The 24,394-nt window shown below is 63.6% G+C and carries 24 protein-coding genes; 5 read left to right on the forward strand and 19 right to left on the reverse strand.

What is annotated here, in order from left to right; genetic code table 11:
* Positions 1-138: 138 nt before the first annotated feature.
* The 10 genes from PG896_RS02305 to leuS all read right to left on the reverse strand — a co-directional run bounded on the left by PG896_RS02305 (position 139) and on the right by leuS (position 11,003).
* Positions 139-1,062, reverse strand: a complete 924-nt coding sequence (locus PG896_RS02305) for a septal ring lytic transglycosylase RlpA family protein (RefSeq protein ID WP_029314093.1) — start codon at positions 1,060-1,062, stop codon at positions 139-141.
* Positions 1,004-2,002 (reverse strand): lytic murein transglycosylase B, encoded by a 999-nt coding sequence (gene mltB, locus PG896_RS02310; RefSeq protein WP_010673759.1) that lies wholly within the window; start codon positions 2,000-2,002, stop codon positions 1,004-1,006. The genes PG896_RS02305 and mltB overlap by 59 nt, the downstream gene beginning before the upstream one ends.
* Positions 2,002-3,105, reverse strand: a complete 1,104-nt coding sequence (rodA, locus tag PG896_RS02315) for a rod shape-determining protein RodA (protein WP_010673760.1) — start codon at positions 3,103-3,105, stop codon at positions 2,002-2,004. The genes mltB and rodA overlap by 1 nt, the downstream gene beginning before the upstream one ends.
* A complete protein-coding gene (gene mrdA / locus PG896_RS02320) occupies positions 3,102-5,015 on the reverse strand; it encodes a penicillin-binding protein 2 (RefSeq protein WP_010673761.1) in 1,914 nt (637 codons plus the stop codon). Before mrdA ends, rodA begins: the two co-directional genes overlap by 4 nt.
* A 64-nt stretch (positions 5,016-5,079) precedes the next feature.
* The gene (gene rlmH / locus PG896_RS02325; protein ID WP_005298242.1) at positions 5,080-5,547 is read right to left on the reverse strand and encodes a 23S rRNA (pseudouridine(1915)-N(3))-methyltransferase RlmH; all 468 of its coding nucleotides are present in this window, start codon (positions 5,545-5,547) and stop codon (positions 5,080-5,082) included.
* Between the two features lie 21 nt (positions 5,548-5,568).
* Entirely contained in the window at positions 5,569-5,910 is a 342-nt protein-coding gene (gene rsfS, locus PG896_RS02330; protein ID WP_010673762.1) for a ribosome silencing factor, read from the reverse strand.
* A gap of 212 nt (positions 5,911-6,122) precedes the next feature.
* Positions 6,123-6,776 carry a nicotinate-nucleotide adenylyltransferase gene (gene nadD, locus PG896_RS02335; protein WP_134996977.1) on the reverse strand — a complete coding sequence of 218 codons (654 nt, stop codon included), beginning with the start codon at positions 6,774-6,776 and terminating at the stop codon, positions 6,123-6,125.
* The gene (gene holA / locus PG896_RS02340) at positions 6,770-7,804 is read right to left on the reverse strand and encodes a DNA polymerase III subunit delta (RefSeq protein ID WP_109111906.1); all 1,035 of its coding nucleotides are present in this window, start codon (positions 7,802-7,804) and stop codon (positions 6,770-6,772) included. The genes nadD and holA overlap by 7 nt, the downstream gene beginning before the upstream one ends.
* 27 nt (positions 7,805-7,831) lie before the next feature.
* Positions 7,832-8,314, reverse strand: a complete 483-nt coding sequence (locus tag PG896_RS02345; RefSeq protein WP_010673765.1) for an LPS-assembly lipoprotein LptE — start codon at positions 8,312-8,314, stop codon at positions 7,832-7,834.
* A 112-nt stretch (positions 8,315-8,426) separates the two neighbouring features.
* Positions 8,427-11,003 (reverse strand): leucine--tRNA ligase, encoded by a 2,577-nt coding sequence (gene leuS, locus PG896_RS02350; protein ID WP_109111905.1) that lies wholly within the window; start codon positions 11,001-11,003, stop codon positions 8,427-8,429.
* 260 nt (positions 11,004-11,263) lie between these two features.
* Here leuS and PG896_RS02355 point away from each other — a divergent pair, with 260 nt between their 5' ends.
* Entirely contained in the window at positions 11,264-11,752 is a 489-nt protein-coding gene (locus tag PG896_RS02355; protein ID WP_041215952.1) for a zinc ribbon-containing protein, read from the forward strand.
* Positions 11,753-11,837: 85 nt separating this feature from the next.
* Here the strand turns inward: PG896_RS02355 and lnt are convergent, their stop codons facing one another.
* The 5 genes from lnt to miaB form a co-directional block, all read right to left on the reverse strand.
* Complete coding sequence (gene lnt, locus PG896_RS02360) at positions 11,838-13,367, reverse strand: apolipoprotein N-acyltransferase (protein WP_162540509.1); 1,530 nt, start codon at positions 13,365-13,367, stop codon at positions 11,838-11,840.
* 180 nt (positions 13,368-13,547) lie between these two features.
* Positions 13,548-14,429, reverse strand: a complete 882-nt coding sequence (gene corC / locus PG896_RS02365) for a CNNM family magnesium/cobalt transport protein CorC (RefSeq protein WP_010673769.1) — start codon at positions 14,427-14,429, stop codon at positions 13,548-13,550.
* Between the two features lie 95 nt (positions 14,430-14,524).
* Entirely contained in the window at positions 14,525-14,989 is a 465-nt protein-coding gene (gene ybeY, locus PG896_RS02370; RefSeq protein ID WP_042865109.1) for an rRNA maturation RNase YbeY, read from the reverse strand.
* Positions 14,986-16,044 carry a PhoH family protein gene (locus PG896_RS02375; RefSeq protein WP_042865110.1) on the reverse strand — a complete coding sequence of 353 codons (1,059 nt, stop codon included), beginning with the start codon at positions 16,042-16,044 and terminating at the stop codon, positions 14,986-14,988. Before PG896_RS02375 ends, ybeY begins: the two co-directional genes overlap by 4 nt.
* Before the next feature lie 50 nt (positions 16,045-16,094).
* On the reverse strand, positions 16,095-17,528 hold the full coding sequence (miaB, locus tag PG896_RS02380; protein ID WP_216987100.1) for a tRNA (N6-isopentenyl adenosine(37)-C2)-methylthiotransferase MiaB: 1,434 nt from the start codon (positions 17,526-17,528) through the stop codon (positions 16,095-16,097).
* Positions 17,529-17,752: 224 nt separating this feature from the next.
* Between miaB and PG896_RS02385 the strand changes: the two genes are divergently transcribed.
* Positions 17,753-18,916, forward strand: coding sequence for an FAD-dependent monooxygenase (locus PG896_RS02385; RefSeq protein ID WP_109111902.1), 1,164 nt, complete (start codon positions 17,753-17,755; stop codon positions 18,914-18,916).
* A 140-nt stretch (positions 18,917-19,056) separates the two neighbouring features.
* Positions 19,057-19,632 carry a cysteine hydrolase family protein gene (locus PG896_RS02390; protein WP_270835338.1) on the forward strand — a complete coding sequence of 192 codons (576 nt, stop codon included), beginning with the start codon at positions 19,057-19,059 and terminating at the stop codon, positions 19,630-19,632.
* Between the two features lie 36 nt (positions 19,633-19,668).
* Here the strand turns inward: PG896_RS02390 and PG896_RS02395 are convergent, their stop codons facing one another.
* The gene (locus tag PG896_RS02395; protein WP_270835339.1) at positions 19,669-20,550 is read right to left on the reverse strand and encodes a LysR family transcriptional regulator; all 882 of its coding nucleotides are present in this window, start codon (positions 20,548-20,550) and stop codon (positions 19,669-19,671) included.
* A gap of 114 nt (positions 20,551-20,664) precedes the next feature.
* On the opposite strand from PG896_RS02395, the gene PG896_RS02400 reads away from it, so the two are divergent.
* Together PG896_RS02400 and PG896_RS02405 are read left to right on the forward strand one after the other, a co-directional pair.
* Positions 20,665-20,889, forward strand: a complete 225-nt coding sequence (locus PG896_RS02400) for a hypothetical protein (RefSeq protein ID WP_010673776.1) — start codon at positions 20,665-20,667, stop codon at positions 20,887-20,889.
* Positions 20,886-21,557: an HAD-IA family hydrolase gene (locus PG896_RS02405; RefSeq protein ID WP_109111899.1), complete on the forward strand. Its 672-nt coding sequence runs from the start codon at positions 20,886-20,888 to the stop codon at positions 21,555-21,557. Before PG896_RS02400 ends, PG896_RS02405 begins: the two co-directional genes overlap by 4 nt.
* On the opposite strand, the gene PG896_RS02415 is transcribed toward PG896_RS02405, so the two are convergent.
* From PG896_RS02415 to PG896_RS02425, 3 genes are all read right to left on the reverse strand, one after another.
* Complete coding sequence (locus PG896_RS02415; protein WP_367142329.1) at positions 21,521-23,038, reverse strand: MASE1 domain-containing protein; 1,518 nt, start codon at positions 23,036-23,038, stop codon at positions 21,521-21,523. The two genes, PG896_RS02405 and PG896_RS02415, sit on opposite strands and share 37 nt — an antisense overlap.
* 105 nt (positions 23,039-23,143) lie before the next feature.
* A complete protein-coding gene (locus PG896_RS02420) occupies positions 23,144-23,746 on the reverse strand; it encodes a nitroreductase family protein (protein ID WP_109111898.1) in 603 nt (200 codons plus the stop codon).
* 207 nt (positions 23,747-23,953) lie between these two features.
* The coding region (locus tag PG896_RS02425; RefSeq protein WP_270835340.1) for an IS1634 family transposase at positions 23,954-24,394 on the reverse strand (441 nt) is incomplete at its 5' end.

The following is a 24,394-nucleotide window of genomic DNA, read 5'->3' on the forward strand; positions in this document are numbered from 1 at the left end:
TGTACCCAAGTTGAAAAAAAGCGGGCCCCACTATACCAGATGTGCGTGTCGGTCATAGTCCGAGATGCGACCTGGACGGGATTTTATGGGATGGTCCCCGACCTCGCGTCGTATCCCGGCGCGAGGTCGGGGCGGGTATCAGGGCACGATGAAGGCCTGCTCCAACCCACCCTGGCGGATCTGCTCGAGCAGAGGGGCCTGCTTGTCGCTGGCCACGGGTCCGAGCAGGACGCGGAAGACGGCGCCATGTGCCACCACCTGGTACGGCACGCCATAGCGCTGGGTCATCACCTTGCCCATGGCCTCGGCCCGCGCCTGCGAGCCGCTGGCGAGCACCTGGATCATCTTGCCCTGGGTCGCACCGGCCTTGGGGGGGGAGACGGTGGTGGTTGCCGTGGCGGCAGGAGCAGGCGCGGCCTTGGCCGGTGCCGTGGGGGCCGGCGTCTCGTTCGCGAAGGAATTGGCTGCTGGCGCCGCAGGCTCCATGGGCGTCATCGGGGTCATGGGCACCATCTCTACCATCTGATCCGGCTGATCGGTGATGAGTTCGAGGCGCACCCGGGCCTCACCCCCTTCCACCATCTCCAGCTGCGCGGCGGCGGCGTGGGAGAGATCGATGAGGCGATCGCTGCCGAAGGGGCCGCGATCATTGACGCGAACTATGGTCTCCAGACCGTTGTCCAGATTGGTGACCCGCACGTAGCTTGGCAGGGGCAGGTTGCGGTGGGCGGCGCTGAACAGGGTGCTGTCCTGCACGTCACCGTTGGCAGTCTTGTTGCCGTCCAGATCCCGGGAGAGCCAACTGGCAGTGCCTTCCTCGCTGTAGTGCTTGACGTCGCGCCACACCTCAAACTTCTGCTTGCCGATCCAGTAGTCCCGGTTGCCGCTCTCGCTCATGGGTTCGGGGCGGGGAATGGCGCCGGTCGCCTGGGGGATCTCGATGACCTGGGGCTTCTCCTGGGGGATGGGCTCTGGCGGCAGCGGCTGGGGCTCGGGTTGGCTGCTACAGGCGGCCAGCAACAAGGTCAGGCTGAGGGGAAGAAGTTTGTGGCTGTAATGCATAAGCGTCCTGGATTGCTTGACTGAGTTGATGCACCGCCATCGCATAGAGAGGGCTGCGATTGTAGCGGGTGATCACGTAAAAATTGTGGCGCGCGACCCAGTATTCCGGTCCTTCGGCCTGCTCCATCGCCAGCAGTTTTACCGGCGTCTCGGGTGACGGCGGTGTGGCGACTTCTATGCCCGCAGCGGCCAGCTCTGCCCAGCGGTGTCTTAGCTCGGGCTCGGGTGCAAGCAGGGTACCTACTGGCGCCAATCCGATCAAGGCGGGCTCCACCACCGGCTCGCCCCAGCGCCAGTGGTGCAGGGCGAAGTAGTTGGCCACGCTGCCGATGGCATCTGCCGGGTTGGCGAAGAGATCCCGCTTGCCGTCTCCGTCGAAGTCGACCGCGTAGTGGCGGTAGCTGGAGGGCATGAACTGGCCCATGCCCATGGCGCCGGCATAGGAGCCCTTGAGATTGGTGAGCGGCCACTTCTCTTCCCGGGCAAGCAGCACCAGCTGGGCAAACTCCTTGGCGAAGAAATCCGCCCGTTCTGGGTAGTGGAATCCCAGGGTGTAAAGGCTGTCGAGCACCGGATGGCGGCCCATCTGTCGACCGTAAAAGGTCTCGATGCCGATGATGGCGACGATGAGGGAGGCGGGGACCTGGTAGGTCTGCTCGGCCCGTGCCAGGGTGGCGGCATGGCGCTGCCAGAATCCCACTCCGTCCCGGATGCGCTCCGGGGTGACGAACAGCGGCCTGTAGCGGTGCCAGGGCTTGGCTTCCCAGGGGCGGCGGATGGTGTCCAGTACCTCCTGGCGCAGGCTGGCCTGGGCGGCGGCGGCCTGCAACTCTGCCAGCGGCACCTGCTGCTGCTCGGCCAGCAGGCTGAGCCGGGCCGGCGAGACGGCAGCACCCGCCGTCAGGGTGCACAGAGATAGAGCCAGCCAGCCGAGCCGCATCAGGCGAGCAGCCGCCTGTGGGTCTGGATGGACATCAGAACGCCGAAGCCCGCCATCAGGGTCACCATGGAGGTGCCGCCGTAGCTCACCAGTGGCAGGGGAACCCCTACCACCGGCAGGATGCCGCTTACCATGCCCATGTTGACGAACACATAGACGAAGAAGGTCAGGGTCAGGGCGCCCCCCAGCAGGCGTTCGAAGCTGTTCTGGGCCTGCATGGAGATAAACAGGCAGCGGCTGATGATGTAGAGGTAGATGACCAGCAAGAGGGCCACGCCCACCAGACCGAACTCCTCGCTGAAGACGGCGAAGATGAAGTCGGTGTGGCGCTCTGGCAGGAATTCGAGCTGGGACTGGGTGCCTTGCAGCCACCCCTTGCCAAACACGCCGCCGGAGCCGATCGCAATCTTGGACTGGATGATGTGATAGCCGCGACCGAGGGGGTCCTTCTCCGGGTCCAGCAGCATCAGCACCCGCTGGCGCTGGTAGTCGTGCATCAGGAAGAACCAGAGAACCGGCATGAAGGCGCAGATGAGCAAGACCGCGAGCCCGATGAGCCACCAGCTGATCCCCGCCAGGAAGATGACGAAGAAGCCGGAAGCGGCCACCAGGATGGAGGTGCCGAGATCGGGTTGGGCCGCGATCAGCAGGGTGGGCAGCAGCACCATCACCAGGGCGATCATCACATGGCTGAACTTTGGCGGCAGGGAGTGCCGGCTGAGCCAGGCGGCCACCATGATGGGCATGGAGAGTTTCATCACCTCGGAGGGCTGGAACTTCATGAAGCCGAGATCGAGCCAGCGCTGGGCCCCCTTTCCGATATGGCCGAACACGTCCACAGCGATGAGCAGCAGCACCACCACCGCAAACAGGGGCACCGACCAGCGGGCATAGAGGGAGGGCGGCAGCTGTGCCATGCCGATCATCAGACCGAAGGCCAGGGCGCCGCGCACCAGCTGGCGCACAATGGAGTCGAGATCCTGGCCCGAGGCGGAGTAGAGCACCACCATGGAGAGGGCCATCAGGGTCAGCAGGCCGAGCAGCAGCGGCAGGTCGATGTGCAGCTTGTACCAGATGCTCTGCTGGCGGGCAGAATTACTCATTGGGAAACGACCTCACTCGGTTGGGACGGCTTTTCCGGTGCCGGTGGCAACTGGGGTTCCGGCGGCAGCAGATAGGCATCCAGCATGTGGCGGGCGACCGGTGCCGCCATGGCGCTGCCGCCCCCGGCGTTCTCCAGCACCAGGGCGACCACCGCCTTGGGTGCCTCGAAGGGGGCGAAGGCGACGAACAGGGCGTTGTCGCGGTGCTCCACCTTGGTGGTGGCCGCGTTGTAGACCTGGTTCTCCTTGAGGCCCACCACCTGGGCGGTGCCGGACTTGCCCGCCGCCTTGTAGGGGGTATTGGCGAAGGCGCGGCGCCCCGTCCCTTCGTGGCCGTTGATGACGCGCCACATGCCGTCCTTGGCCACCTGCCAGTAGGTATCGCTCTTGGCGGCGATGGCCACGTTCGGGTTGATGGGGGCGTTGACCACGCCATCGGAGGAGGCGGTGCTCTTGAGCAGGTGCGGCGTCACGTCGTGACCGTTCTGGGTCAGGATGCTGATGGCCTTGGCGAGCTGGATCGGGGTGGCGCTCCAGTAGCCCTGGCCGATGCCGATGGAGATGGTGTCCCCCTGGTACCAGGGTTGACGCCAGCGGGCCATCTTCCAGTCCCGGGAGGGCATGACACCCCGGGTCTCTTCATAGAGGTCCACGCCGCTGTACTGGCCGAAGCCGAACTTGGTCATGTAGCTGTTGATCTTGTCGATGCCGACCCGGTAGGCGAGATCGTAGAAATAGGTATCCGCCGACACCTCGATGGCACGATAGACGTCGAGCCAGCCGTGGCCCCAGCGGCGCCAGTCCCGGAACTTCTTGGTGGTGCCCGGGATGGAGAAGCTGGGCCCGCCGAAGTAGCGGTAATTGGGGGTGATCGCCCCCTCGTTGAGCCCCATCACCGCCATCATGGGCTTGACGGTGGAGGCGGGGGCATAGATGCCCTGGGTGGTGCGGTTGACCAGCGGCCGGGCGGGATCGTTGAGCAGCGCCGAGTAGTTGGCGCTGGAGATGCCGGTCACGAACAGGTTGGGGTCGTAGCTCGGGCTCGACTCCATGGCCAGGATGGCGCCGGTGTTGGGTTCCATCATCACGATGGCGCCCCGGCGGCCGGCCAGCAGCTCCTGGGCCTTCAACTGCAGGCGGATGTCGATGTTGAGGTAGATGTCCTTGCCGGGCTCGGGGGGCTGGAATTTCAGGGTGCGCACCACCCGGCCGCGGTTGTTCACCTCGACCTCCTGATAACCCGCCACGCCGTGCAGCTGATCCTCGTAGTACTTCTCCACCCCCTGTTTGCCGATGTCCTTGGTGGCGGCATAGTTGGCGAGCTTCTCCTCCTTCTCGAGGCGCTCCACGTCACGGGTGTTGATCTTGGCCACGTAGCCCAGGGCATGGGTGAGGGTGTCGCCGAACGGGTAGTAGCGCTTGAGGTAGGCCTCGATGCTGGCCCCCGGGTAGTTGTGCTGGTTGACCGAGAAGAGGGCGACCTGGTATTCGGTCAGCTTCTCGAACAGGGGCACGGGCTTGAAGCGGCGCTGACGTTTGACCTCGGCCAGGAACTTCTCCTTGGTCCCCTCCGGCAGGGCCAGCAGGGTGATGAGGTCGTCCGCGGTCTTCTCCAGGTTCTCGGTCTCTTCGGGCACGATCTCCAGGCTGTAGACCGGGCGGTTTTCCGCCAGCAGGACACCGTTGGCGTCGTAGATGAGACCACGGGGCGGCGCCACCGGCACCACACGGATGCGGTTGTCGTTGGATCGGGTCTGATAGGTTTCGTAAGACTCTACTTGCAGGTAGTAGAGGTTAGCCAGCAGCACCAGCATGAGGGTGACCATGCCGATGTAGGCGACCAGGGTGCGCCGGAAGAACAGACGTCCCTCGGCACTGTGATCGCGCATTTCAATGCGATTCTTCAGCATGCCGTTACCTTGTGGCTGACGTGCGGGTGAGAGAGGAGAAATGCATGCTCAGGGTCGGCATGGGTCACTCTCTGTGATAAGGGTGATTGGTGGTGATGCTCCAGGCGCGGTAGAGGCTCTCGGCCACCAGTACCCGCACCAGGGGATGGGGCAGGGTCAGGGGCGAGAGCGACCAGCTCTGTTCCGCGGCAGCCTTGCACTCGGGGGAGAGCCCCTCCGGGCCACCCACCAGCAGCGCCACGTCCCGGCCATCCAGCTTCCAGGCTTCCAGTTGCACGGCGAGCTGCTCCGTGGTCCAGGGCTTGCCCGGAATGTCCAGGGTCACGATGCGGGAGCGGCCGGCGGCGGCCAGCATGGCTTCCCCTTCCTTTTGCAGGATGCGGGGAATGTCGGCATTCTTGCCGCGCTTGCCTGCGCCTATCTCGACCAGCTCGAACGGCATGTCTTTGGGGAAGCGGCGACGGTACTCTTCGAAGCCATGCTCTACCCAGGCAGGCATCTTGGTGCCCACGGCAATCAACTGGATCTTCATCTTTGGTTACGCTGTCGCCCTTTATTGCGAATTGACCTGGGCGGCGCCGCTCCAGAGTTTTTCCAGCTGGTAGAAGTCGCGGTACTCATCCTGCATCACGTGGACGATGACCGACCCCATGTCCACCAGCACCCACTCACCGGTGAGTTCCCCTTCCACGCTCAGCAGGTCGAGCCCCGCATGACGGGCCTCGCTGGCGAGGTTGTGGGCGATGGCACTGACGTGACGATTGGAGTTGCCGGAGCAGATGATCATGGTGTCCGTGATGCTGGATTTGCCGCGCACATCGAGGGTGATGATGTCGCGGCCTTTCATGTCATCGATCTTGTCGACGATAAAGGCGAGCAATTCTTGGCCTTGCAATGTCTTCTCCTATCTTCCGGCGCCAGAGGGCGGCGGATTATATCATGGTCACTCCCGTTTCCCAGCCTGGCAAAGGGAGCATCGCCCGGGGAGCCGTCCCGTGGGGGAGGGGCCCCTTGACGATCACTATAGTGTGCAACCCGGCCTGGCAATAGTCAGGGCCGGGCCCGGTGCGCCCGGACGTGTCGGCTGACCCGCCTGCGTGACGCCGTTTACTGCGTTGCCGATGAGCGGTAGAGCCCGTGGCGCCGGATATAGTCGGCGACCGGGTTGGGCAGCAGGTATTTGGGATCCTGGCCTGCCGCGAGCAGGGCACGCAGCCGTGTGGCCGACAGCTCGACGGGCAGATTGTCACAAAGCCAGACATGACCGTGGCGCTGGCGATGGAGAGCCCGAATGTCCCGGGTCTGGTGGCGGGCCAGCAGCTCGGCCACCTGGACGGGATAATCCGGTTGCCAGCCTGGGCGGCAGCTCACCACCAGGTGGGCGTAATCGAGCAGCTCCTGCCAGCGGTGCCAGCCCGGCAGGCCGAGCAGGGAATCCATCCCCATCAAAAAGCAGAGCGGGGTGTCCGGCAGCTCGCTCCTCAACTCGACAAGGGTGTCGATGGTCCAGGAGGGGGTGTCGCGCCTGAGCTCCCGCTCATCCACTACGAATCCCGGGTTGTCCGCCGCAGCGAGCCGGACCATGGCGAGCCGCTGCTCGCTGGAGCAGAGCGGATTGGCCCGGTGGGGCGGGATATGGTTCGGGAGCAGGCGCACCTCGGCCAGACCCAGGGCCTCCCGGGCCTCGATGGCGGGTCTCAGGTGGCCGATGTGAATGGGATCGAAGGTGCCGCCGAGGATCCCGATGGGCGGTGTCAGCATGATTCCGTCTCCAGCAGGGGGAGCGGGGTTCCGTCACGAAAGCCGAGGGCGATGGTTTGCAGCATCAGCCAGGCCTGTTCGGTGTCGAAATGGCGCTGGGCATGGTCCAGCTGGGCCATCAGTTGCCAGAGTTGCCGGATCTTGGGGAAGGGAAGCCGGGTCAGCGCCTGCTGGATGAGCTGCTGGCGGCTCTGCCAGATGCGCAGGCGGCTGAAATGCTCCACCAGGGGCTGTCCGGCGCGGGCGGCCAGCGCCAGCTCGGTGAGCTGCTCCAGTTCGCGGCACAGGGTCCAGGCCAGCATGCCGGGTTCGGTGCCCTCGGCGCGCAGGGCCAGCAGGATGCGCTGGGCCCGGTTCACCTTTCCTTCCAGCAGGGTATCGACGAGCTGGAAGGGGGTGAAGTGGGCGTGGCGGATGATGGTCTCCTGCAGATAGGCGACGCTGATGGGCTGGGGCGGGGAGAGCAGGGTCAGCTTCTCGATCTCCTGGCTCGCGGCCAGCAGGTTGCCCTCGTAGGCGTGGCACATGAAGTTGACCGCATCCGGCAGTGCCTTGAGGCCGAAGCGCTGAAAGCGGGCGCTCATCCAGCGCGGGAAGAAGCGGGGTTCGGGGTGGTTGACCGGCACATAGGTGCCGCTCTGGCTCAGCTTGTCGAACCAGGCCGCCTTCATCTGGGTCTGGTTGAGGCGGGGGCCCGAGAGCACCAGCAGCAGGTCGGGGTGGAGCTGCTTGCCAATGTCGCTGATGCGGGCGGCGAGATCCTTGTCGATCTTGGCGGGCAGCACCAGCTCGATGATCTGGCGGGCCGAGAACAGGCTCATGGCCTGGCAGGCATCGTAGACCTGGTTCCAGTCCAGCCCCTGTTCCACCACGAAGCTGTGGCGTTCATCGAAGCCCTGTTTGCGTGCCACCTGACGCACGGCGTCGACAGCTTCCAGTTTGAGCAGGGGCTCGTCCCCAAAAATGAGATAGCAGGGCTTGAGCCCTGCCTTGAGATGATCCGCAAACTGCTCGGGATAGACTCTCATCAACACCCTCTCATCAAGATACGCGCATCAGAACTTGACCTGACTGAGCTGGCGAATAACCAGGTTGGCGGCCTGCTCCTGCATCTCCTTGCCGAGCTGTTCCTGCTCGCGGGAGGAGGCGAGTGCCGCATCCGGCTTGTTCAGGAAGCTGCGGTTGAAGGTGATGGGGAAGACCTGGGTCGGTTTGCCCGGCATGACCACGGTGAACTGGGTGCTGTAACTCAGCAGGTATTCGCGGTCCTGGCCGATGGAGTCGACGGAGGCGACCTGGCTGCGGCTACGTACCCCGGCCAGGGTCAGCACCGGGATGCCCTCCTTGTCGGCGAGCTGCACGCCAGCGGCCTTGAGGCGGGTGGTGACCAGTCGGTAGAAGTCGCTCTTGTTGTCACCGACCACTTTCATGGTCATCAGTTCGGGGGGAATGGCGGTGCCCCGCATCTGAAAACCGCAGGCCTGCAGCAACAGTCCTGCCAGCACGATGGCCATCCAGCGCGTGAAGATGGTGCCCATAAAAAATCCTCTTTGCATGAAGGGAAGAGCGGCGGGCGCAGGGCCCGCCGTCATCATCCGTGTGTCGTCAGCCCCTGGCCCAGACCGTCGGCCGCCGCCAGGGGAGGCGTCATCAGTTGGCCACGATGTTGAGCAGTTTGCCCGGCACGTACACGACTTTGCGCACGGTCAGACCGTCGGTGAACTTCTGTACGGACGCATCGGCCATGGCCAGCTTCTCGACGTCGGCCTGGCTTATCTCGGCCGGCACGGTCAGCTTGCCGCGCATCTTGCCGTTGATCTGCACCACCACCAGCTTCTCGGTCTCGACCATGGCCGCTTCGTCGGCCACCGGCCAGGCCGCGACATCGATGTCCCCTTCCTTGTCCAGCATCTTCCACAGCTCGAAGCCGATGTGCGGGGTGATGGGGTAGAGCATGACCACGACCGCTTCCAGCGCTTCCTGCATCAGGGCGCGATCCTGAGCGTCGCTGCCCAGTTTTGCCAGGTTGTTCATCAGCTCCATGATGGCAGCGATGGCGGTGTTGAAAGTCTGACGGCGACCCACGTCGTCGCTCACCTTGGCGATGGTCTTGTGCAGCTCGCGGCGCACGGCTTTCTGGTCGCTGGTGAGGGCGGCGACGTCCAGTGCGGCAACGGCGCCACCGGATACGTGCTCGAAGGTGATGCGCCACAGGCGACGCAGGAAGCGCTGGGCACCCTCTACGCCGGAGTCGGACCACTCCAGGGTCATCTCGGCCGGGGAGGCAAACATCATGAACAGACGGACGGTATCGGCGCCGTAACGCTCCACCATCAACTGCGGGTCGATGCCGTTGTTCTTGGACTTGGACATCTTGGTCATGCCGGAGTGGATCACTTCACGACCCTCAAGGTCGACCGCCTTGGTGATGCGGCCCTTGTCGTCACGTTCCACCTTGACGTCGAGGGGGCTGACCCAGACGTTGCCGCCCTTCTCATCCTTGTAGTAGAAGGCGTCGGCCAGCACCATGCCCTGGCAGAGCAGGCGCTTGAACGGCTCGTCGCTGTTCACGAGGCCCGCATCACGCAGCAGCTTGTGGAAGAAGCGGGCGTAGAGCAGGTGCATACAGGCGTGCTCGATGCCGCCGATGTATTGATCCACCGGCAGCCAGTGGTTGGCAGCCGCCGGATCCAGCATGCCCTTGTCGTAGTCCGGGGAGCAGTAGCGGGCGTAGTACCAGGAGGACTCCATGAAGGTGTCGAAGGTATCGGTCTCGCGGAACGCTTCCTGGCCGTTGTAGGTGGTCTTGGCCCATTCTGCGTCGGCCTTGATCGGGCTCTGGATGCCATCCATCACCACGTCTTCCGGCAGCAGTACCGGAAGCTGATCTTCCGGGGTCGGCACCACGGTACCGTCCGCCAGGGTCAGCATGGGGATGGGAGCGCCCCAGTAGCGCTGACGGGAGACACCCCAGTCGCGCAGACGGTAGTTGACGGTGCGCTTGCCCTTGCCGAGCCCTTCCAGCTTGTTGGCGATGGCATCGAAGGCACCCTGGAAGTCGAGGCCGTCGAACTCGCCGGAGTTGAACAGCACGCCCTTCTCGGTATAAGCCGCTTCGCTCACGTCGACGTCACCATCAACCGGCTTGATGACAGGCTTGATCTCGAGGCCGTACTTGGTGGCGAATTCGTGGTCACGCAGGTCGTGACCCGGTACCGCCATCACGGCGCCGGTGCCGTAGTTCATCAGCACGAAGTTGGCGACCCAGACGGGCACCTTGCGGCCATCCAGCGGGTGAATGGCGTAGAGGCCGGTTGCCATGCCCTTCTTCTCCATGGTGGCCAGTTCAGCTTCGGCTACCTTGGTGTTCTTGCACTCTTCGATGAAGGCGGCCAGCTCCGGATTGTTCTGGGCTGCTTGCAGCGCCAGCGGGTGACCGGCGGCGATGCCCACATAGGTCACACCCATGAAGGTGTCCGGACGGGTGGTGTAGACCTCGAGGTGCTCGGCCTGACCGTCGATATTGAAGCTGATGTTGACCCCTTCGGAGCGGCCAATCCAGTTGCGCTGCATGGTCTTGACCATCTCCGGCCAGCCTTCCAGATTGTCGATGTCGTTCAACAGCTCTTCGGCGTAGTCGGTGATCTTGATGAACCACTGAGGGATCTCTTTTTGTTCCACCGGGGTGTCACAGCGCCAGCAGCAGTTGTCCACTACCTGCTCGTTGGCCAGCACCGTCATGTCGTTCGGGCACCAGTTGACGGAAGAGGTCTTCTTGTAGACCAGGCCCTTTTCGTAGAGCTTGGTGAAGAACCACTGCTCCCAGCGGTAGTAGTCCGGCTTGCAGGTGGCCAGCTCCCGATCCCAGTCATAGCCCAGACCCAGCATCTTCAGCTGGTTCTTCATGTATTCGATGTTTTCGTAGGTCCAGGGGGCCGGCGCCGTGTTGTTCTTGATGGCGGCGTTTTCTGCCGGCAGGCCGAAGGCGTCCCAACCGATGGGTTGCAGCACGTTCTTGCCATTGAGCCGTTGATAACGGGAGATCACATCACCTATGGTGTAGTTGCGAACGTGCCCCATGTGTAGACGACCAGACGGATAGGGGAACATGGAGAGGCAGTAGAACTTTTCCTTGTCTACTTTCTCCACCGCCTTGAAGGTTTTCTTGGCATCCCAGTGCTTCTGCACTGCTGGTTCTATGGATTGGGGAACGTATTGCTCTTGCATTGGTGACATCCGGATCTGTGAAATGAATAGATAAAACGGCTGGGAAATCCCGATAGAATACCCATATCCTGCGGCGGCAACAACCGCCAGCATCCGCCCGGTCTCGGGCCAGGTCCGGTACCCGCGAGGATTTGCAGAGCCGCAAGAGCCGCAAGAGCCGCGAGAGTCGCAACGAAGTGAGAATGGCAACCGCCGCCCGTATCCGCCGAGCCCGAGGTCAGGGTCTGGCTCGATCGGGATTCAGCAGAGGAGTGATGGCCATGGACAAACGTCGACAAGGGTATGAAGCCTTTATCGCCCAGCTCAAGAAGCAGTGGGAAGAGACGGAAGCGTTTCAGGGAGAGCGCCTCAACCGGATGATCGCCAAGGTGCAGGCCTATCTGGAGGCGGCCGGGGATCTGACCCAGGACGAGCTGGCGCTGATCGCCGAGTATGTGAAGCGGGATCTGGGCAACTATGACGAAGGGCGCAAGGATGAGCAGGTGGAGGAGTCTGCCTTCATGCTGGCGCTCAAGGACACCGCCTGGTCCTGGCTGGCAGACGTGACCGACCGCACCCAGGTGGAGTGGCAGGAGTTGGCGGACGAGCTGGAACACAAGGGGGTCTACCGGGCCGGCGACTGGGTGGGGCTCGGAGTATTGGTGTGCGATCACTGCGAGTGGCGCCATACCGTGCTGCACCCGGAGCAGCTTGGCACCTGCCCCGAGTGCGGGGCCGATGAGTATCATCGCGAGCCGCTGTCTCCTTGAGCCGCCAGACTGTGCCAAGCCATAAGCCAAACCATAAAAAGAGGCGCCCAAGGGCGCCTCTTTTGTTTATCGGGGTTATGTGGTCTTAGCCCTTGCGCGCCCAGGGGTGGGCGCGGGGGCGCAGCCACAGGGCCAGCCCCAGCAGGGCGGCGGCCAGGCCATACATGGGCCAGCTGCCAAAACGCAGATAGGGGGTCATGCCGTGGGCGGGGCGTACCTCGGCACGCAATACTCCAGCCTCGAACTGCGGGATCTGGGCGATGATGCTGCCGTCTATCTCGGTGACGATGGTGATGCCGGTGTTGGTGTCGCGCAGCAGCGGGCGGGCCAGCTCCAGGGCGCGCATGCGGGCGATCTCCATGTGCTGCCAGGGGCCGATGCTGGTGCCGAACCAGGCGTCGTTGGAGACGGTCAGCAGAAAGTCGGTATCCGGCTGCACGTTGCGGCGCACCTCGTCCGGGAAGATGATCTCGTAACAGATGGCGGCAGCAAACTTGAGCCCCTTGGCGATCAGGTTCGGCTGCACCTCGTCACCCCGGCTGAAGGAGGACATGGGCAGGTTGAAGAAGGGGGCGATGGGACGCAGCAGATCTTCAAAGGGTACGAACTCGCCGATGGGCAGCAGGTGGTACTTGTAGTAGCGGTTCTTGTGCTCGTAGTAGTAGGACTCCTTGCCTTCTGCATCCTGCACCCCCATGCCGAGCACGGTATTGAAGAAGCGCTGCTGTTTCAGATCGTAATGGATGATCCCCGCCAGCAGGCCGGTGTCGTTCACCTTCATCGCCTTGTCCAGGCTCTCCAGATAGATACCCATCTCCTTCTCGATGGCCGGGATGGCGGACTCCGGCCAGACGATGATGTCGGCATCCTGGTTCTCGCGGCTGAGATCCTGATACTTGCGCACGGTCGGCACCAGGGCCTCCGGATCCCACTTGAGGGACTGCTCGATGTTGCCCTGCACCAGCGCGACCTTGACCGGTTCACCCCGGGTCACCCAGTTGAGCTGCATCAGCCCCTGGGCGGCGCCCACCAGGGCGACGGGGAGCAGCAGCCAGGCCGGCTTGCGGTGTTGCCATACCAGCCAGAGGGCGGAGGCGGTGAGCAGCAGGGCGAGGGTGATGCCCTGCACCCCGAGAAGGGGAGCGAAGCCCTTGAGGGGGCCGTCTATCTGGGTGTAGCCGAACCAGAGCCAGGGGTAGCCTGTCATCACCCAGCCCCGCAGCCAGTCGGCCATCAGCCAGAGCGCCGGGAAGGCGAGCAGCCAGCGGCTCCAGTGGCGGCCGGCAAAGAAGCGGGCGAAGAGCCAGCAGGCCAGGGTCGGATAGAGGGAGAGATAGGCGCAGAGCCCGGCCAGCAGCACGAAGGCGGCCGGCAGCGGAATGCCGCCAAACTCCGTCATGCTGACGTGGATCCACCACTGCCCGGGCAGGAACAGACCCATGGCGTAGCCGAAGCCGCGCCAGGCTGCCTGTTTGGGGGTGGCCTTGTCCAGCAGGGCGTAAAGGCCGAGCAGGGAGGGGATCACCAGGGGCCAGTAGCCGAAAGGGGAGAAGGCCAGCACGGCGATGGCGCCGCTGGCAATGGCAAACAGGCTGGTCAGGAGTTTCGATTTCACGGGGGATCGGGGCTCGAATTGGACTGAATGGAAACACAATGGCCGACATCTTAACCGCAAACCGGGTCAACGGCGAGCCTCGCGGTCGGCGTGGGCTAAGTGGCGGTAGCGCGGCGGGAGGGAGGCAAAAAAAGCGCCCCTGACGAGAGGGGCGCGGGATGTGCGTGGGGCTGGGCGGGATCAGGACTCCGGCTGCGCCGCCGCATGATGCTCGGGGATCTTCACCTGCAACTGTTGCAGGCGACGGCGATCGGCGTGCATCACCTTGAACAGGTAGCCGTCGAGTTCGATCTCTTCACCCTTCTTGGGCAGGTGGCTGAAGGCGTGCATCACCAGACCGCCGACGGTGTCCACCTCTTCATCGCTGAACTGGGTGCCGAAGAAGTCGTTGAAGTCCTCGATCTCGGTCAGCGCGCTCACCGAGAAGACTCGCTTGCTGATGCGGCGGATCTCTTCCGGCTCGTCCTCGATGTCGTCGAACTCGTCGTCAATCTCGCCTACGATGAGCTCCAGAATGTCCTCGATGGTCACGAGACCAGAGACACCGCCAAACTCGTCCACCACGATGGCCATGTGGTAGCGCTCTTCCCGGAACTCCTTGAGCAGGCGATCGACCCGCTTGCTCTCCGGCACGATCACCGTGGGACGCAGGATCTTCTCCAGCTGGAGCGGCTCGCTGGCATGCTGGCCGCCAAACCCGAACGGCAGCAGATCCTTGGCGAGCAAGATGCCCTCCACGTGATCCTTGTCTTCGTTGATCACCGGGAAGCGGGAGTGGCCGGATTCGATGATGACCGGCAGGAACTCGTCCACCGGCTGGGACTTCTCGATGGTCACCATCTGGGAGCGGGGGATCATGATGTCACGCACGCGCAGCTCGGCAATTTCGAGCACGCCCTCGATCATGTCCTTGGTGTCCTGATCGATGAGGTCCCGCTCTTCGGCATCGGCGATGACCTCTACCAGATCGTTGCGGTCTTTTGGCTCGCCCTGGAAGAGTTGGCTGAGTTTGTCGAGCCAGGTTTTCTTCGGCGAGCCGGTACTAGGGTGATCGTCGGTCATTTTCTCTCTTGGTTACTCGTATGAACACACTTGAAATCGTTGTGGCTATATGAGGATGGGCATCGGCTGTTTCAAGACGATGACCATCCGGTTCGTTACTCTTCGTCGTTCAGATAAGGATCGGCGAAGCCCAGTTCCTGCATGATGTCGCGCTCGAGCTGCTCCATCTCCTCGGCTTCCTCGTCCTCGATATGGTCATAACCTAGCAGATGCAGACTGCCATGCACAACCATGTGAGCCCAGTGGGCCATCAGGGGCTTGCCCTGTTCGACGGCTTCGGCCTCGACCACCTGGCGGCAGATCACCAGATCCCCGAGCAGGGGCAGCTCGAGACCCGGCGGCGCCTCGAAGGGGAAGGAGAGCACGTTGGTGGGCTTGTCCTTGCCGCGATAGGTGTGGTTGAGCTCGCGGCTCTCCGCCTCGTCCACCAGGCGCACCGTCACCTCGGCCTCGGGCTGGAAGCCCAGAATGGTGCCGTCGAGCCAGCCTTGCAGCTGGGCCTCGCTCGGCAGGCCGTCCGGGCTGGCGCAGGCCAGTTGCAGATCCAGGGTCACGCTCATTGGGCACTCTCTTTGCTGGTGTTCTCGTTGCGGGGAGTGGCTGCGTTCTTCTCGGCCGCCTGCTGGGCATCGAATGCCTCGTAGGCCTGCACGATGCGGGCCACCACGGGATGGCGCACCACGTCCTTGGACTCGAAGAAGTTGAAGGAGAGACCATCGACCCCCTGCAAAACCTCCAGGGCGTGGCGCAGACCGGATTTGGTGCTGCGAGGCAAGTCCACCTGGGTGATGTCGCCGGTCACCACCGCCTTGGAGTTGAAGCCGATGCGGGTCAGGAACATCTTCATCTGTTCCGTGGTGGTGTTCTGGGCCTCGTCCAGGATGATAAAGGCGTCATTCAAGGTTCTGCCTCGCATGTAGGCGAGCGGCGCCACCTCGATGACGTTGCGCTCCATCAGCTTCTCCACCCGCTCGAAGCCCAGCATCTCGAACAGGGCGTCGTAGAGGGGGCGCAGGTAGGGGTCCACCTTCTGGGAAAGATCGCCGGGCAGGAAGCCGAGCTTCTCACCGGCTTCCACCGCCGGGCGGGTCAGCAGGATGCGGCGGATCTCCTGGCGCTCCAGGGCATCCACGGCGGCGGCCACGGCGAGATAGGTCTTGCCGGTCCCGGCGGGCCCGATGCCGAAGCTGATGTCGTGGCGCACGATATTGGCGATGTACTGGGCCTGGTTCGGGCTGCGGGGCTTGATGAGACCGCGCTTGGTCTTGACCGTGACCTCCTTGCCATACGGCAGGGAGGGGGCGGGTTCGTCGTCCTGCTCCAGCACGCGGGACTCCTGCACCGCCAGGTGCACCATCTCGGGGGTGATGTCGCTCACCTTGCTCCCCTTGAGGGGCTGGGTTTCCACATAGAGGTGCTTGAGGATGACGGCAGCCGCCTCCACCTGGGCCTGCTTGCCGATCACTTGGAAGTGGTTGTCCCGGTAGCTTATCTCGATGCCGAGACGGCGCTCCAGCTGCTTGAGGTTGTCGTCAAAGGGTCCGCACAGGCTGGCGAGGCGCTGGTTGTCGGCGGGTTCCAGATGCAGATTCAGGGTGGAGATGTGTCGGCTCAAGGTGTCCTCTTATCGGTTGTTCCCCCGCCAGGGGGCGGGGGAGAGAGTCATCAATGGGGTCTGAAGGCCGCAACGCCCAGATCATCGGGCACGTTGTCAGGACGACGGGCGAGGATCTCGCTCGGGGCCGTGGCGATGCGCAGGTTCATTTCGTCCTCGCCGCGGATGAAGCGGCCGCGCAGGGAGTAGGGGCGTACGTCGGTGATCTCCACGTCGGCGAAGCCGCCGATGAGGCGGTGCGGCCCCTCGAAGTTGACCACCCGGTTGTTCTCGGTGCGGCCACTGAGCTGCATGGGATCCATCTTGGAGGGCCCCTCCACCAGGATGCGCTGCACCGAGCCCAGCATGGCGCGGCCGATGAGCATGGACTGGTGATTGATGCGGTTTTGCAGTCGAGTCAGGCGGGCCTTCTTCACCTCCATGTCGACGTCATCGGGCAGGTCCGCGGCCGGGGTGCCGGGGCGCGGGCTGTAGATGAAGCTGAAGCTCATGTCGAAGTTGATCTCCTCGATGAGTTTCATGGTGGCCTCGAAGTCTTCGTCCGTCTCGTTCGGGAAGCCGACGATGAAGTCGGAGCTCATGGTGATGTCGGGACGCACGGCGCGCAGGCGGCGGATCTTGGACTTGTACTCCAGCACGGTGTGCGGGCGCTTCATCATGGTCAGGATGCGATCCGAGCCGCTCTGGATGGGCAAGTGCAGGAAGCTGACCACCTCGGGGGTATCACGATAGACCTCGATGATGTCGTCGGTGAACTCGACCGGGTGGCTGGTGGTGTAGCGAATGCGGTCGATGCCGTCGATGGCAGCCACCAGGCGCAGCAGTTCGGCGAAGGTGCAGACCTCCCCGTCGAAGGTCGGTCCCCGGTAGGCGTTGACGTTCTGGCCGAGCAGGTTCACTTCGCGCACCCCTTGCTGGGCGAGCTGGGCGATTTCATAGAGCACGTCATCCAGCGGCCGGCTCACCTCCTCGCCACGGGTGTAGGGCACCACGCAGAAGGAGCAGTACTTGGAGCAGCCTTCCATGATGGAAACGAAGGCGGTCGCTCCCTCGGCACGGGGGTCGGGCAGGTTGTCGAACTTCTCGATCTCGGGGAAGGCGATGTCCACCTGGGCACCGCGCCCCTCCTGCACCTGCTTGATCATGGTCGGCAGGCGGTGCAGGGTCTGGGGTCCGAAGACGATGTCCACATAGGGCGCCCGGCTGCGCAGGTTCTCCCCTTCCTGGGAGGCGACGCAGCCGCCCACCCCGATCACCAGCCCCGGTTTTTTCGCCTTGAGCTTCTTCCAGCGACCGAGCTGGTGGAACACCTTCTCCTGGGCCTTCTCGCGGATGGAACAGGTGTTGAGCAGCAGCACATCTGCCTCTTCCGGCTCCTCGGTAAGCGTGTAGCCATTGCTGGCATCCAGCAGGTCCGCCATCTTGGACGAGTCGTACTCGTTCATCTGGCAGCCCCAGGTCTTGATATGAAGTTTCTTGCTCATTGCTTCTCGTGACTGGTTTTGAAATCGGCAGGGTCAAAGGACCGGCCATTTTACTCCGCAATCCCGGTGCTGACCAGTCTGGGGCCGCCCGTCGCCATCAGGGCCGGCTTGTCGTCGGCAATTGCGCATCCCCCTCACTGTTTCTGCCGCCTCCTTGCGTTATCATGCCCCATTCGGTTCGGCCCTTGCCCCTTATCGCGGGGACTCCTTGCAGGAATCAAGTTATGGAACAGTGTGATATCGCCATCGTCGGCGCCGGCATGGTGGGCGCCGCCACCGCCTGCCTGCTGGCGGCAGAGGGGCTCTCGGTGCGGGTCATCGAGACCCGGTTGCCCGAGCCCTATGCCCCCGAGCAGTCGCTGGATCTGCGGGTTTCCGCCATCAGTCAGGCCTCGGTGGCGCTGCTGACCCGGGCCGGTGCCTGGCAATATCTGCAGCAGATGCGGCTGTGCCCCTATCGCCGGCTGGAGACCTGGGAGCTGGACGGCTTCGCTACCCGCTTCGACGCGGTGGATCTCGGGCTGCCCCAGCTCGGCTACATCATCGAAAACCGGCTGATCCAGCTCGCGCTGCTGAAAAGGATGGAGGATTTCCCGACCATCCAGACCCATACCCCGGCGGCGGTGACGAGTCTGCGCCAGGGTGCGGATGACGCCGTGCTGACCCTGGATGACGGCACCGAGCTGCAGGCGCGCTGGGTGTTGGCCTGCGATGGTGCCGAATCCCACACCCGGCGATTGGCCGGCATCGGGGTGTCGCGTTTCGAGTACCGCCAGCACTGCATGCTGATCAACATCGACACCGATTTTGCCCAGGAAGACATCACCTGGCAGCAGTTCACCCCGAGCGGCCCGCGCGCCTTCCTGCCGCTGCCGGGCCGCCATGGCTCCCTGGTCTGGTATGACAGCCCGGCCCGCATCCGGGCGCTGGCCGCCATGAGCAACGAGGCCCTGGCCGTCGAGGTGCGCCGCCACTTCCCGAGCCGCCTTGGCGGTTTCACCGTGACGGACAAGGGGAGCTTCCCCCTGGTGCGCCGTCACGCCAACGACTATCACGCCGGGCGAGTGGTGCTGCTCGGGGATGCGGCCCACACCATCAATCCGCTGGCGGGGCAGGGGGTGAACCTCGGTTTCAAGGACGTGGCCTGCTGGGCCGGGTTGCTCGGCAAGGCGGGGGCGCAGTGGCACGAGCTGGCGCTGGCCGGGCGTTACGAGGGGCGACGCCGCCCTGACAACCTGCTGATGCAGTCGGGGATGGATCTCTTCTACGGGGTCTTCAGCAACGAGATAGGCCCCCTCAGGCTTGCCCGCAACCTGGCGCTGAATCTGGCGGACAAGGCGGGCCCCCTCAAGGAGATGGCGCTACGCTATGCGCTTGGGCTGGTATGAGGCAGTGCGTGGCACTGCCAGGTGCCAATCGGGTGGCATATCAATCCGTGTGATGGTGCCAGCCGGTTTTTTATATGGCCGCGAGGAGTGATCCTGGCGGCGCAGGGGCAAAACGGCCTCAGGCAAGGGGGGAGCACACCATGAACAAGGCATTGCTGGTGATCGATTTCATCAACGACATCGCCCACCCGGACGGGCGCATCGCCGCCTCGGCGGCCCAGGTGATCGAGCAGGACGCCATTGCGCACGCCAACCAAGCGATGGCTCATGCCCGCGCTCACGGCTGGCTGGTGGTGCTCATCAAGGTGGGGTTTGACGAGGGCTATCTGCTGCAACCCAAGGGCTCCCCCATGTTTGGCCGTGCCCGGCAGTTCGGGGCCCTCTCCCTGGTGGACAGCGGCACCGACTTTCACCCGGAGCTCGATGTGCAACCCGGGGATCTGGTGCTGACCAAACCCAGGGTCAGCCCCTTCTACGGCACGGCGCTGGAGCCTGCGCTACGGGCCAATCGCATCGAGCATCTCTATGTGTGCGGCGTGAGCACCAGCTGGGCCATTCAGGGGGCGGTGCGAGATGGCCACGATCGGGACTACGCCATCACCATCCTGGAGGATGCCTGCGCGGCGGCGGATGCCGCAGAACACCAAGCTTCCCTGCGCATGCTAGGTCGCATTGCCGAGATCATCAAGGTCGCGGAGCTGGCGGAGCGGGACTGAGCCCGGCCATCTTCTCCTGCAGGCATCTCATGCACCTCATGCGGGCTCGGGGTGCGTTTCTCTCACCATGGCGAGGAAGCGATCCCGAATGGGATCGGCAAATTCCGGGTTCCACACCAGGCTGATTTCCCATTCCGACCAGGGGCCGGAGAGGGGGTAGAGGGTCACCTCCTTGCCCGCGATGAACCCCACGCTGCGCGGCAGGATGGCGTTGCCGATACCGGCGGCCACCAGGGCCACCAGGGTCTGGATGTCTTCCGCCTCCTGAATGAGACCGGTCAGCTGGTTGGCGCCGAGAAAGCGGGCGATCTGCTGGCTGAGACCCGGGCAGCGATGGCCCACCATCTGCAGCAAGGGATCGCGGATCAGCGCCCGCTCCAGGTCGAAGTCCGGCCCTGCCACCTGGGTGGGGACGGCCAGCACCAGTCTGTCCGTCAGCAACCTGTGTTCCCTCAGTTGTGGCGCATCAGGCCGTCGCATGAAGCCCAGTTGCAGCCGACCCGCCAGCAAGTGCTCCTGCTGGATGGCGGACGTGGTGTCCCGCAGGTGAACCAGCACGTCGGGGGCCTGCTGCTTGAAACGGGCCACCAGGGAGGGGGCCAGTGCGAAGCTGGAGAGCCCGAACCCGATGTTGAGGCGTCCGGCGGCACCGCTTGCCAGCGCCAGGGCATGCCGCTCGAATCCCTTGCCGTGATCCACCAGAGCCCTGGCCTGGGGCAGCAACTGGAGGCCGATGGCGGTCAGCTCGGCCCCGTGGCGGCCCCGGTTGAACAGGGTGCTGCCGAGGGCCTGCTCCAGTCCCTGGATCTGCTTGGTCAGGGCCGGTTGCGTCACAAAAAGCCGGCTGGCCGCCTCCCGGTAGTTGGCACTCTCGGCCAGCATGACGAAGGCCTGCAATTGTCTCAGGTCGAATCTCATTCCATTTGGTTATCCAATGTGGCGATTTATTGATTATAAATTATCTAATCTCCTTGTTCTAATGGTCTCGAAACGGGCCTGCTTGCCCGCTGTTCAGCCACAAGGAGTCATGTCATGTCGAGCGAACGCTATCTGTTCTTGATCAAGGGGAGCCTGGTGATGGCTCAGCCGCTGGCCGCACCGGAGACCGGGGAGCTGCTGACCAGCCTGTTGCAGCAGGGGTTCGTCGTCGCCCCCTTGCCGGTGTGGGCCAGCAATGCGGAGCAGGCGCTCGCCTGTTACGAGGCCGCTGCCCAGCGGCAGGTCTTCGCCGATGCGCTGGCGGGGAGAGCCCTGTGAGCGCGGTGCGCGTGAGGGCAGCGGCCCTGCTGCTGGACATGGACGGGACCTTGGTCCACTCCACCGGCGACGTGGAAGTCGTGTGGCGGCGCTGGTGTCAGCACCATGGGCTGGATCCCGATCCCGTGCTCGCCATGTGTCACGGCGTGCGCTCACGGGAGGTGATAGGGGCCCTGGCTCCCCAGCTGGACATGGCGGTGGAGGTGGCCCTGCTCGACGATCTGGAGATGGAATACGCTGCGGCGCCGATGCCCCTGGACGGTGCCCGGCGACTGCTCGAACAGCTGCCGCCGACGCACTGGGCGCTGGTGACCTCCGCAAGCCGGAGGGTGGCAGAGCACCGGCTGCTGCACGCCGGATTGCCGCTGCCCCGTCTCCTGGTGTGCGCCGGGGATGTGGTACGGGGCAAGCCGGATCCCGAGCCTTATTTGCTGGCTGCCAGCCGGTTGGGACTGGCTCCGGCCGATTGCCTGGTGTTCGAGGATGCGCCAGCGGGCATCGCCAGCGCCCTGCAGGCGGGTTGCCAGGTGGTGCAGATGGGGGGAACAAGGCGGTATGACGACAGGCTCAAGGGCTGGCTGCGGGACTGGCGCGGGATCGAGATCGAGGTGGCATCGGACGGGCTCCATCTTCATCTGCCCGCCCCGCAGCCGGCAGAGGCCGGATGATGACGACAAGAGCCACGCCATTCAGGTGCCGCAAGATTGCCCGACGCTGGGGGAAGCCTGCTCAGGCGAGTAGCGTTCCACCCGGTTGCGGCCATTGTGCTTGGCCAGATAGAGCGCCTGATCGGCGCGAGAGAGCAGCTCGTCCAGATTGAAGGGGCCCTCTCTCTGGGAGGCGATACCGATGCTGACCGTGATGCAGACGGCGGGCTCGGCTCCATTTTCTTCCCCTGGCTGCGCGACGATTTTTCGCAGCCGCTCGGCCACCGCCATGGCCTGCTCCTCGCTGAGGCCGGGCAAGATGGCCACGAATTCCTCTCCCCCCAGGCGACAGAAGAGGTCCCCGGTCGAAGCTGGTCGCGCACTCGGGCCGCGAAGCCGCTCAACTGGTTGTCCCCCTCTTCGTGACCGTGACGATCATTGATGCGTTTGAAATGATCGATGTCCAGCATGCAGATCGCCACAGGGTAGCGCTGCACCGTGAGGTGCTGGAGCAGTTCATTGGCGGCCGACCAGAAGCCGGCCCGGTTCAGCGCACCGGTCAGGTGATCGTGGTGGGCCAGGTGTTTCATCTCCCGCAGCAGGCTGTTGCGGGCCGCCATGATGCTGGCGGCGGTCAGGGGGGTGAGAGCGATCAGCATGACCCCTATCCGGACGGAGAACATCCAGTACTGGGTCTGGACATCGTGATTGATGACGAGGTGGCCGTTTGAGAGGGCGATCAGGATCAGGGTGCTGTAACCCAGGGTCAGCAGGCTGGTGGCGAAGACGGAGTAGGTGACGGCGCACCAGAGCAGTGCCGGTACCGGGAAGGCGATGGATCCCGGCCCCTCGATGAGCAGGGTGAGCAGCAGGGAGGCCACCAGGCTCAGCAGCGGCATCAATCCGGTCCAGGAGAACTCGGTGCGGTAGAGGAGGGTACGCCAGGGGGGCACGCTGTCATGGGGAGGCAGTGTCAGGAGCACCGGCAGTATGGTCATGTAGTTCACCAGCTCGCTGGCAAACCAGAAGCCCAGCCCGTAGAGCGGGGGGCCCAGAGACAGGATGGGATTGATGATGGCGCCGACCACGCCGGCGGCGAGGGAGGCGGCCAGGGTGTTTCGCAGCAGGAGCACGAGGGAGGTGGGGCGCCTGAGGAGCTTGTCGGCAGGCGCGAGCCGATGCATCAGCAGATACCCGACGCCGATGCCGGCCAGGTTGCCGCAGGTCAGCAGGATGGTTTTGAACAGGGGCTCGCCGGTGAAGAGGGCGGCGAGAAAAAAGCCCAGTATGCCGCCGGCCCAGCCCGCCGGGGTGGCCAGGCGTGGATAGCGCACCATGCAGCCGAGCAGGACCGCATTGGCAGGCCAGAAGGCCGCCAGCAGGTTGGGGGGGCGGGTGAAGATGCCGATTAGCGAGAACAGCAGTACCAGGGCGGCGACACACAACAGAGCGGACAAGGGCGTCAATGTGCATGAGGTACGTTGGCGTGCGATGTCCCCCATGGGGACCTCCTGACAAGAGAGGGTTTGCTCAGAGTATGGCTGGCACGTGACAAGGGTGAACGTGTGAGAGAAGAAAACGCCCCCTGGTGGAGGGGGCGTGAAGGCTTACTTGAAGACCCGGAAACGCACCTCGTCGTCGATGAAGGTCTTGTCGCCGGCAGGTTGCTCTATGCTGCCAAAAGGCATCTGGGCACGGAGCAGCCAGCTGGCGGGCAGGTCCCACTCCTTGCGCACCGCATCGTCGATGAGCGGGTTGTAGTGTTGCAGGGAGGCGCCGATGCCCTCCTGGGCCAGGGTGGTCCAGACCGCGAACTGGGCGATCCCGGTGGCATGTTCGGACCAGATGGGGAAGTTGTCGGCATAGAGAGCGAATTTCTGCTGAAGATCCTCGATGACGGCGGTGTCTTCGAAGAAGAGCACGGTGCCAGCCCCGGCGCGGAAGCTGTCGTTGATCTTGGCTTCACTCTGGGGATAGGCCTCCGGCGGCACTATCTTCTTGAGCTCCGCCTTGACGATGTCCCACAGCTTGTGGTGCTGCTCGCCGAACAGGATGACGGCGCGGGAACTCTGGGAGTTGAACGAAGAGGGGCTGTGCTTGACGGCATCCTTGATGAGGGCGGTCAGCTGGGCCTCGGAGTGGGTCACCCGGTTGCCCAGGGCATAGATGGTACGACGTGCTTTGATCTGTTCGATAAACGGACTGCTCATAACATCTCCTTGGTTGATGAATCATCACCGCCAGCGTTGCCGACAAAGGTCATCTGGCTCCGATTTCTCGAGTCATCGACTATAACACCTTGCGGGCAATAAACCGTCAACGACGAGTAATGACTGTTTCTACTTTTTATGGATATTCACATGACGGATGTGAATATGGCCGCGAGACACCTTGATATCCGACATTCCGCACCTGATTTAGGAATAAATTTGCCGATAGCGCTCACCCAATACCTCCAAAATGATCTGCTGGTCTCCTGTTAGCTCCGTTACTTGTGGCGGAGCTTCTCCCAGTCGATATTCATGGATGCCACCAAAGCGCAAAAAGATCCAACGGGCCGTCGGCTGCTGGGTCGGTTTCTTTTTCATATCCGCCACACTGCGATTCTGCTCCACTAATCCCTGCCGGATCCGGTGCTCCAACGCTGCGTAAATCATCAGGCTACAGGTCATCACCATGAGCAACGCTTCAATCCGCTCCGGCTTTTTCAGGTACAGTGAGGAGGTTAAAAACTCCGGGCTCTTGAGAAAACGAAAGCCCCGTTCGACATTCTGCTGCGCTTTATAGGTGGCCAAAAGTTCGGCCATGGTCAGCGTATCGCTGTGGTCATTGGTCGCCAGGATGAACACCCCGGTCTG

This window comes from Aeromonas sp. QDB30 (assembly GCF_027707645.1).
Lineage (GTDB): Bacteria > Pseudomonadota > Gammaproteobacteria > Enterobacterales > Aeromonadaceae > Aeromonas > Aeromonas caviae.

Bases quoted from the DNA above. Each gene is read 5' to 3' on its own strand.
- holA (WP_109111906.1), bottom strand. From the start codon at position 7,804: ATGAGAGTCTATCCCGAGCAGTTTGCGGATCATCTCAAGGCAGGGCTC.
- PG896_RS02415 (WP_367142329.1), bottom strand. From the start codon at position 23,038: ATGGGGGACATCGCACGCCAACGTACCTCATGCACATTGACGCCCTTG.
- mrdA (WP_010673761.1), bottom strand. From the start codon at position 5,015: ATGCTGAAGAATCGCATTGAAATGCGCGATCACAGTGCCGAGGGACGT.
- PG896_RS02395 (WP_270835339.1), bottom strand. From the start codon at position 20,550: ATGAGATTCGACCTGAGACAATTGCAGGCCTTCGTCATGCTGGCCGAG.
- mltB (WP_010673759.1), bottom strand. From the start codon at position 2,002: ATGCGGCTCGGCTGGCTGGCTCTATCTCTGTGCACCCTGACGGCGGGT.
- ybeY (WP_042865109.1), bottom strand. From the start codon at position 14,989: ATGAGCGTGACCCTGGATCTGCAACTGGCCTGCGCCAGCCCGGACGGC.
- PG896_RS02390 (WP_270835338.1), top strand. From the start codon at position 19,057: ATGAACAAGGCATTGCTGGTGATCGATTTCATCAACGACATCGCCCAC.
- nadD (WP_134996977.1), bottom strand. From the start codon at position 6,776: ATGCTGACACCGCCCATCGGGATCCTCGGCGGCACCTTCGATCCCATT.
- PG896_RS02400 (WP_010673776.1), top strand. From the start codon at position 20,665: ATGTCGAGCGAACGCTATCTGTTCTTGATCAAGGGGAGCCTGGTGATG.
- PG896_RS02385 (WP_109111902.1), top strand. From the start codon at position 17,753: ATGGAACAGTGTGATATCGCCATCGTCGGCGCCGGCATGGTGGGCGCC.
- PG896_RS02420 (WP_109111898.1), bottom strand. From the start codon at position 23,746: ATGAGCAGTCCGTTTATCGAACAGATCAAAGCACGTCGTACCATCTAT.
- PG896_RS02355 (WP_041215952.1), top strand. From the start codon at position 11,264: ATGGACAAACGTCGACAAGGGTATGAAGCCTTTATCGCCCAGCTCAAG.
- PG896_RS02305 (WP_029314093.1), bottom strand. From the start codon at position 1,062: ATGCATTACAGCCACAAACTTCTTCCCCTCAGCCTGACCTTGTTGCTG.
- rodA (WP_010673760.1), bottom strand. From the start codon at position 3,105: ATGAGTAATTCTGCCCGCCAGCAGAGCATCTGGTACAAGCTGCACATC.
- rlmH (WP_005298242.1), bottom strand. From the start codon at position 5,547: ATGAAGATCCAGTTGATTGCCGTGGGCACCAAGATGCCTGCCTGGGTA.
- leuS (WP_109111905.1), bottom strand. From the start codon at position 11,003: ATGCAAGAGCAATACGTTCCCCAATCCATAGAACCAGCAGTGCAGAAG.
- miaB (WP_216987100.1), bottom strand. From the start codon at position 17,528: ATGAGCAAGAAACTTCATATCAAGACCTGGGGCTGCCAGATGAACGAG.
- PG896_RS02345 (WP_010673765.1), bottom strand. From the start codon at position 8,314: ATGGGCACCATCTTCACGCGCTGGATGGCCATCGTGCTGGCAGGACTG.
- corC (WP_010673769.1), bottom strand. From the start codon at position 14,429: ATGACCGACGATCACCCTAGTACCGGCTCGCCGAAGAAAACCTGGCTC.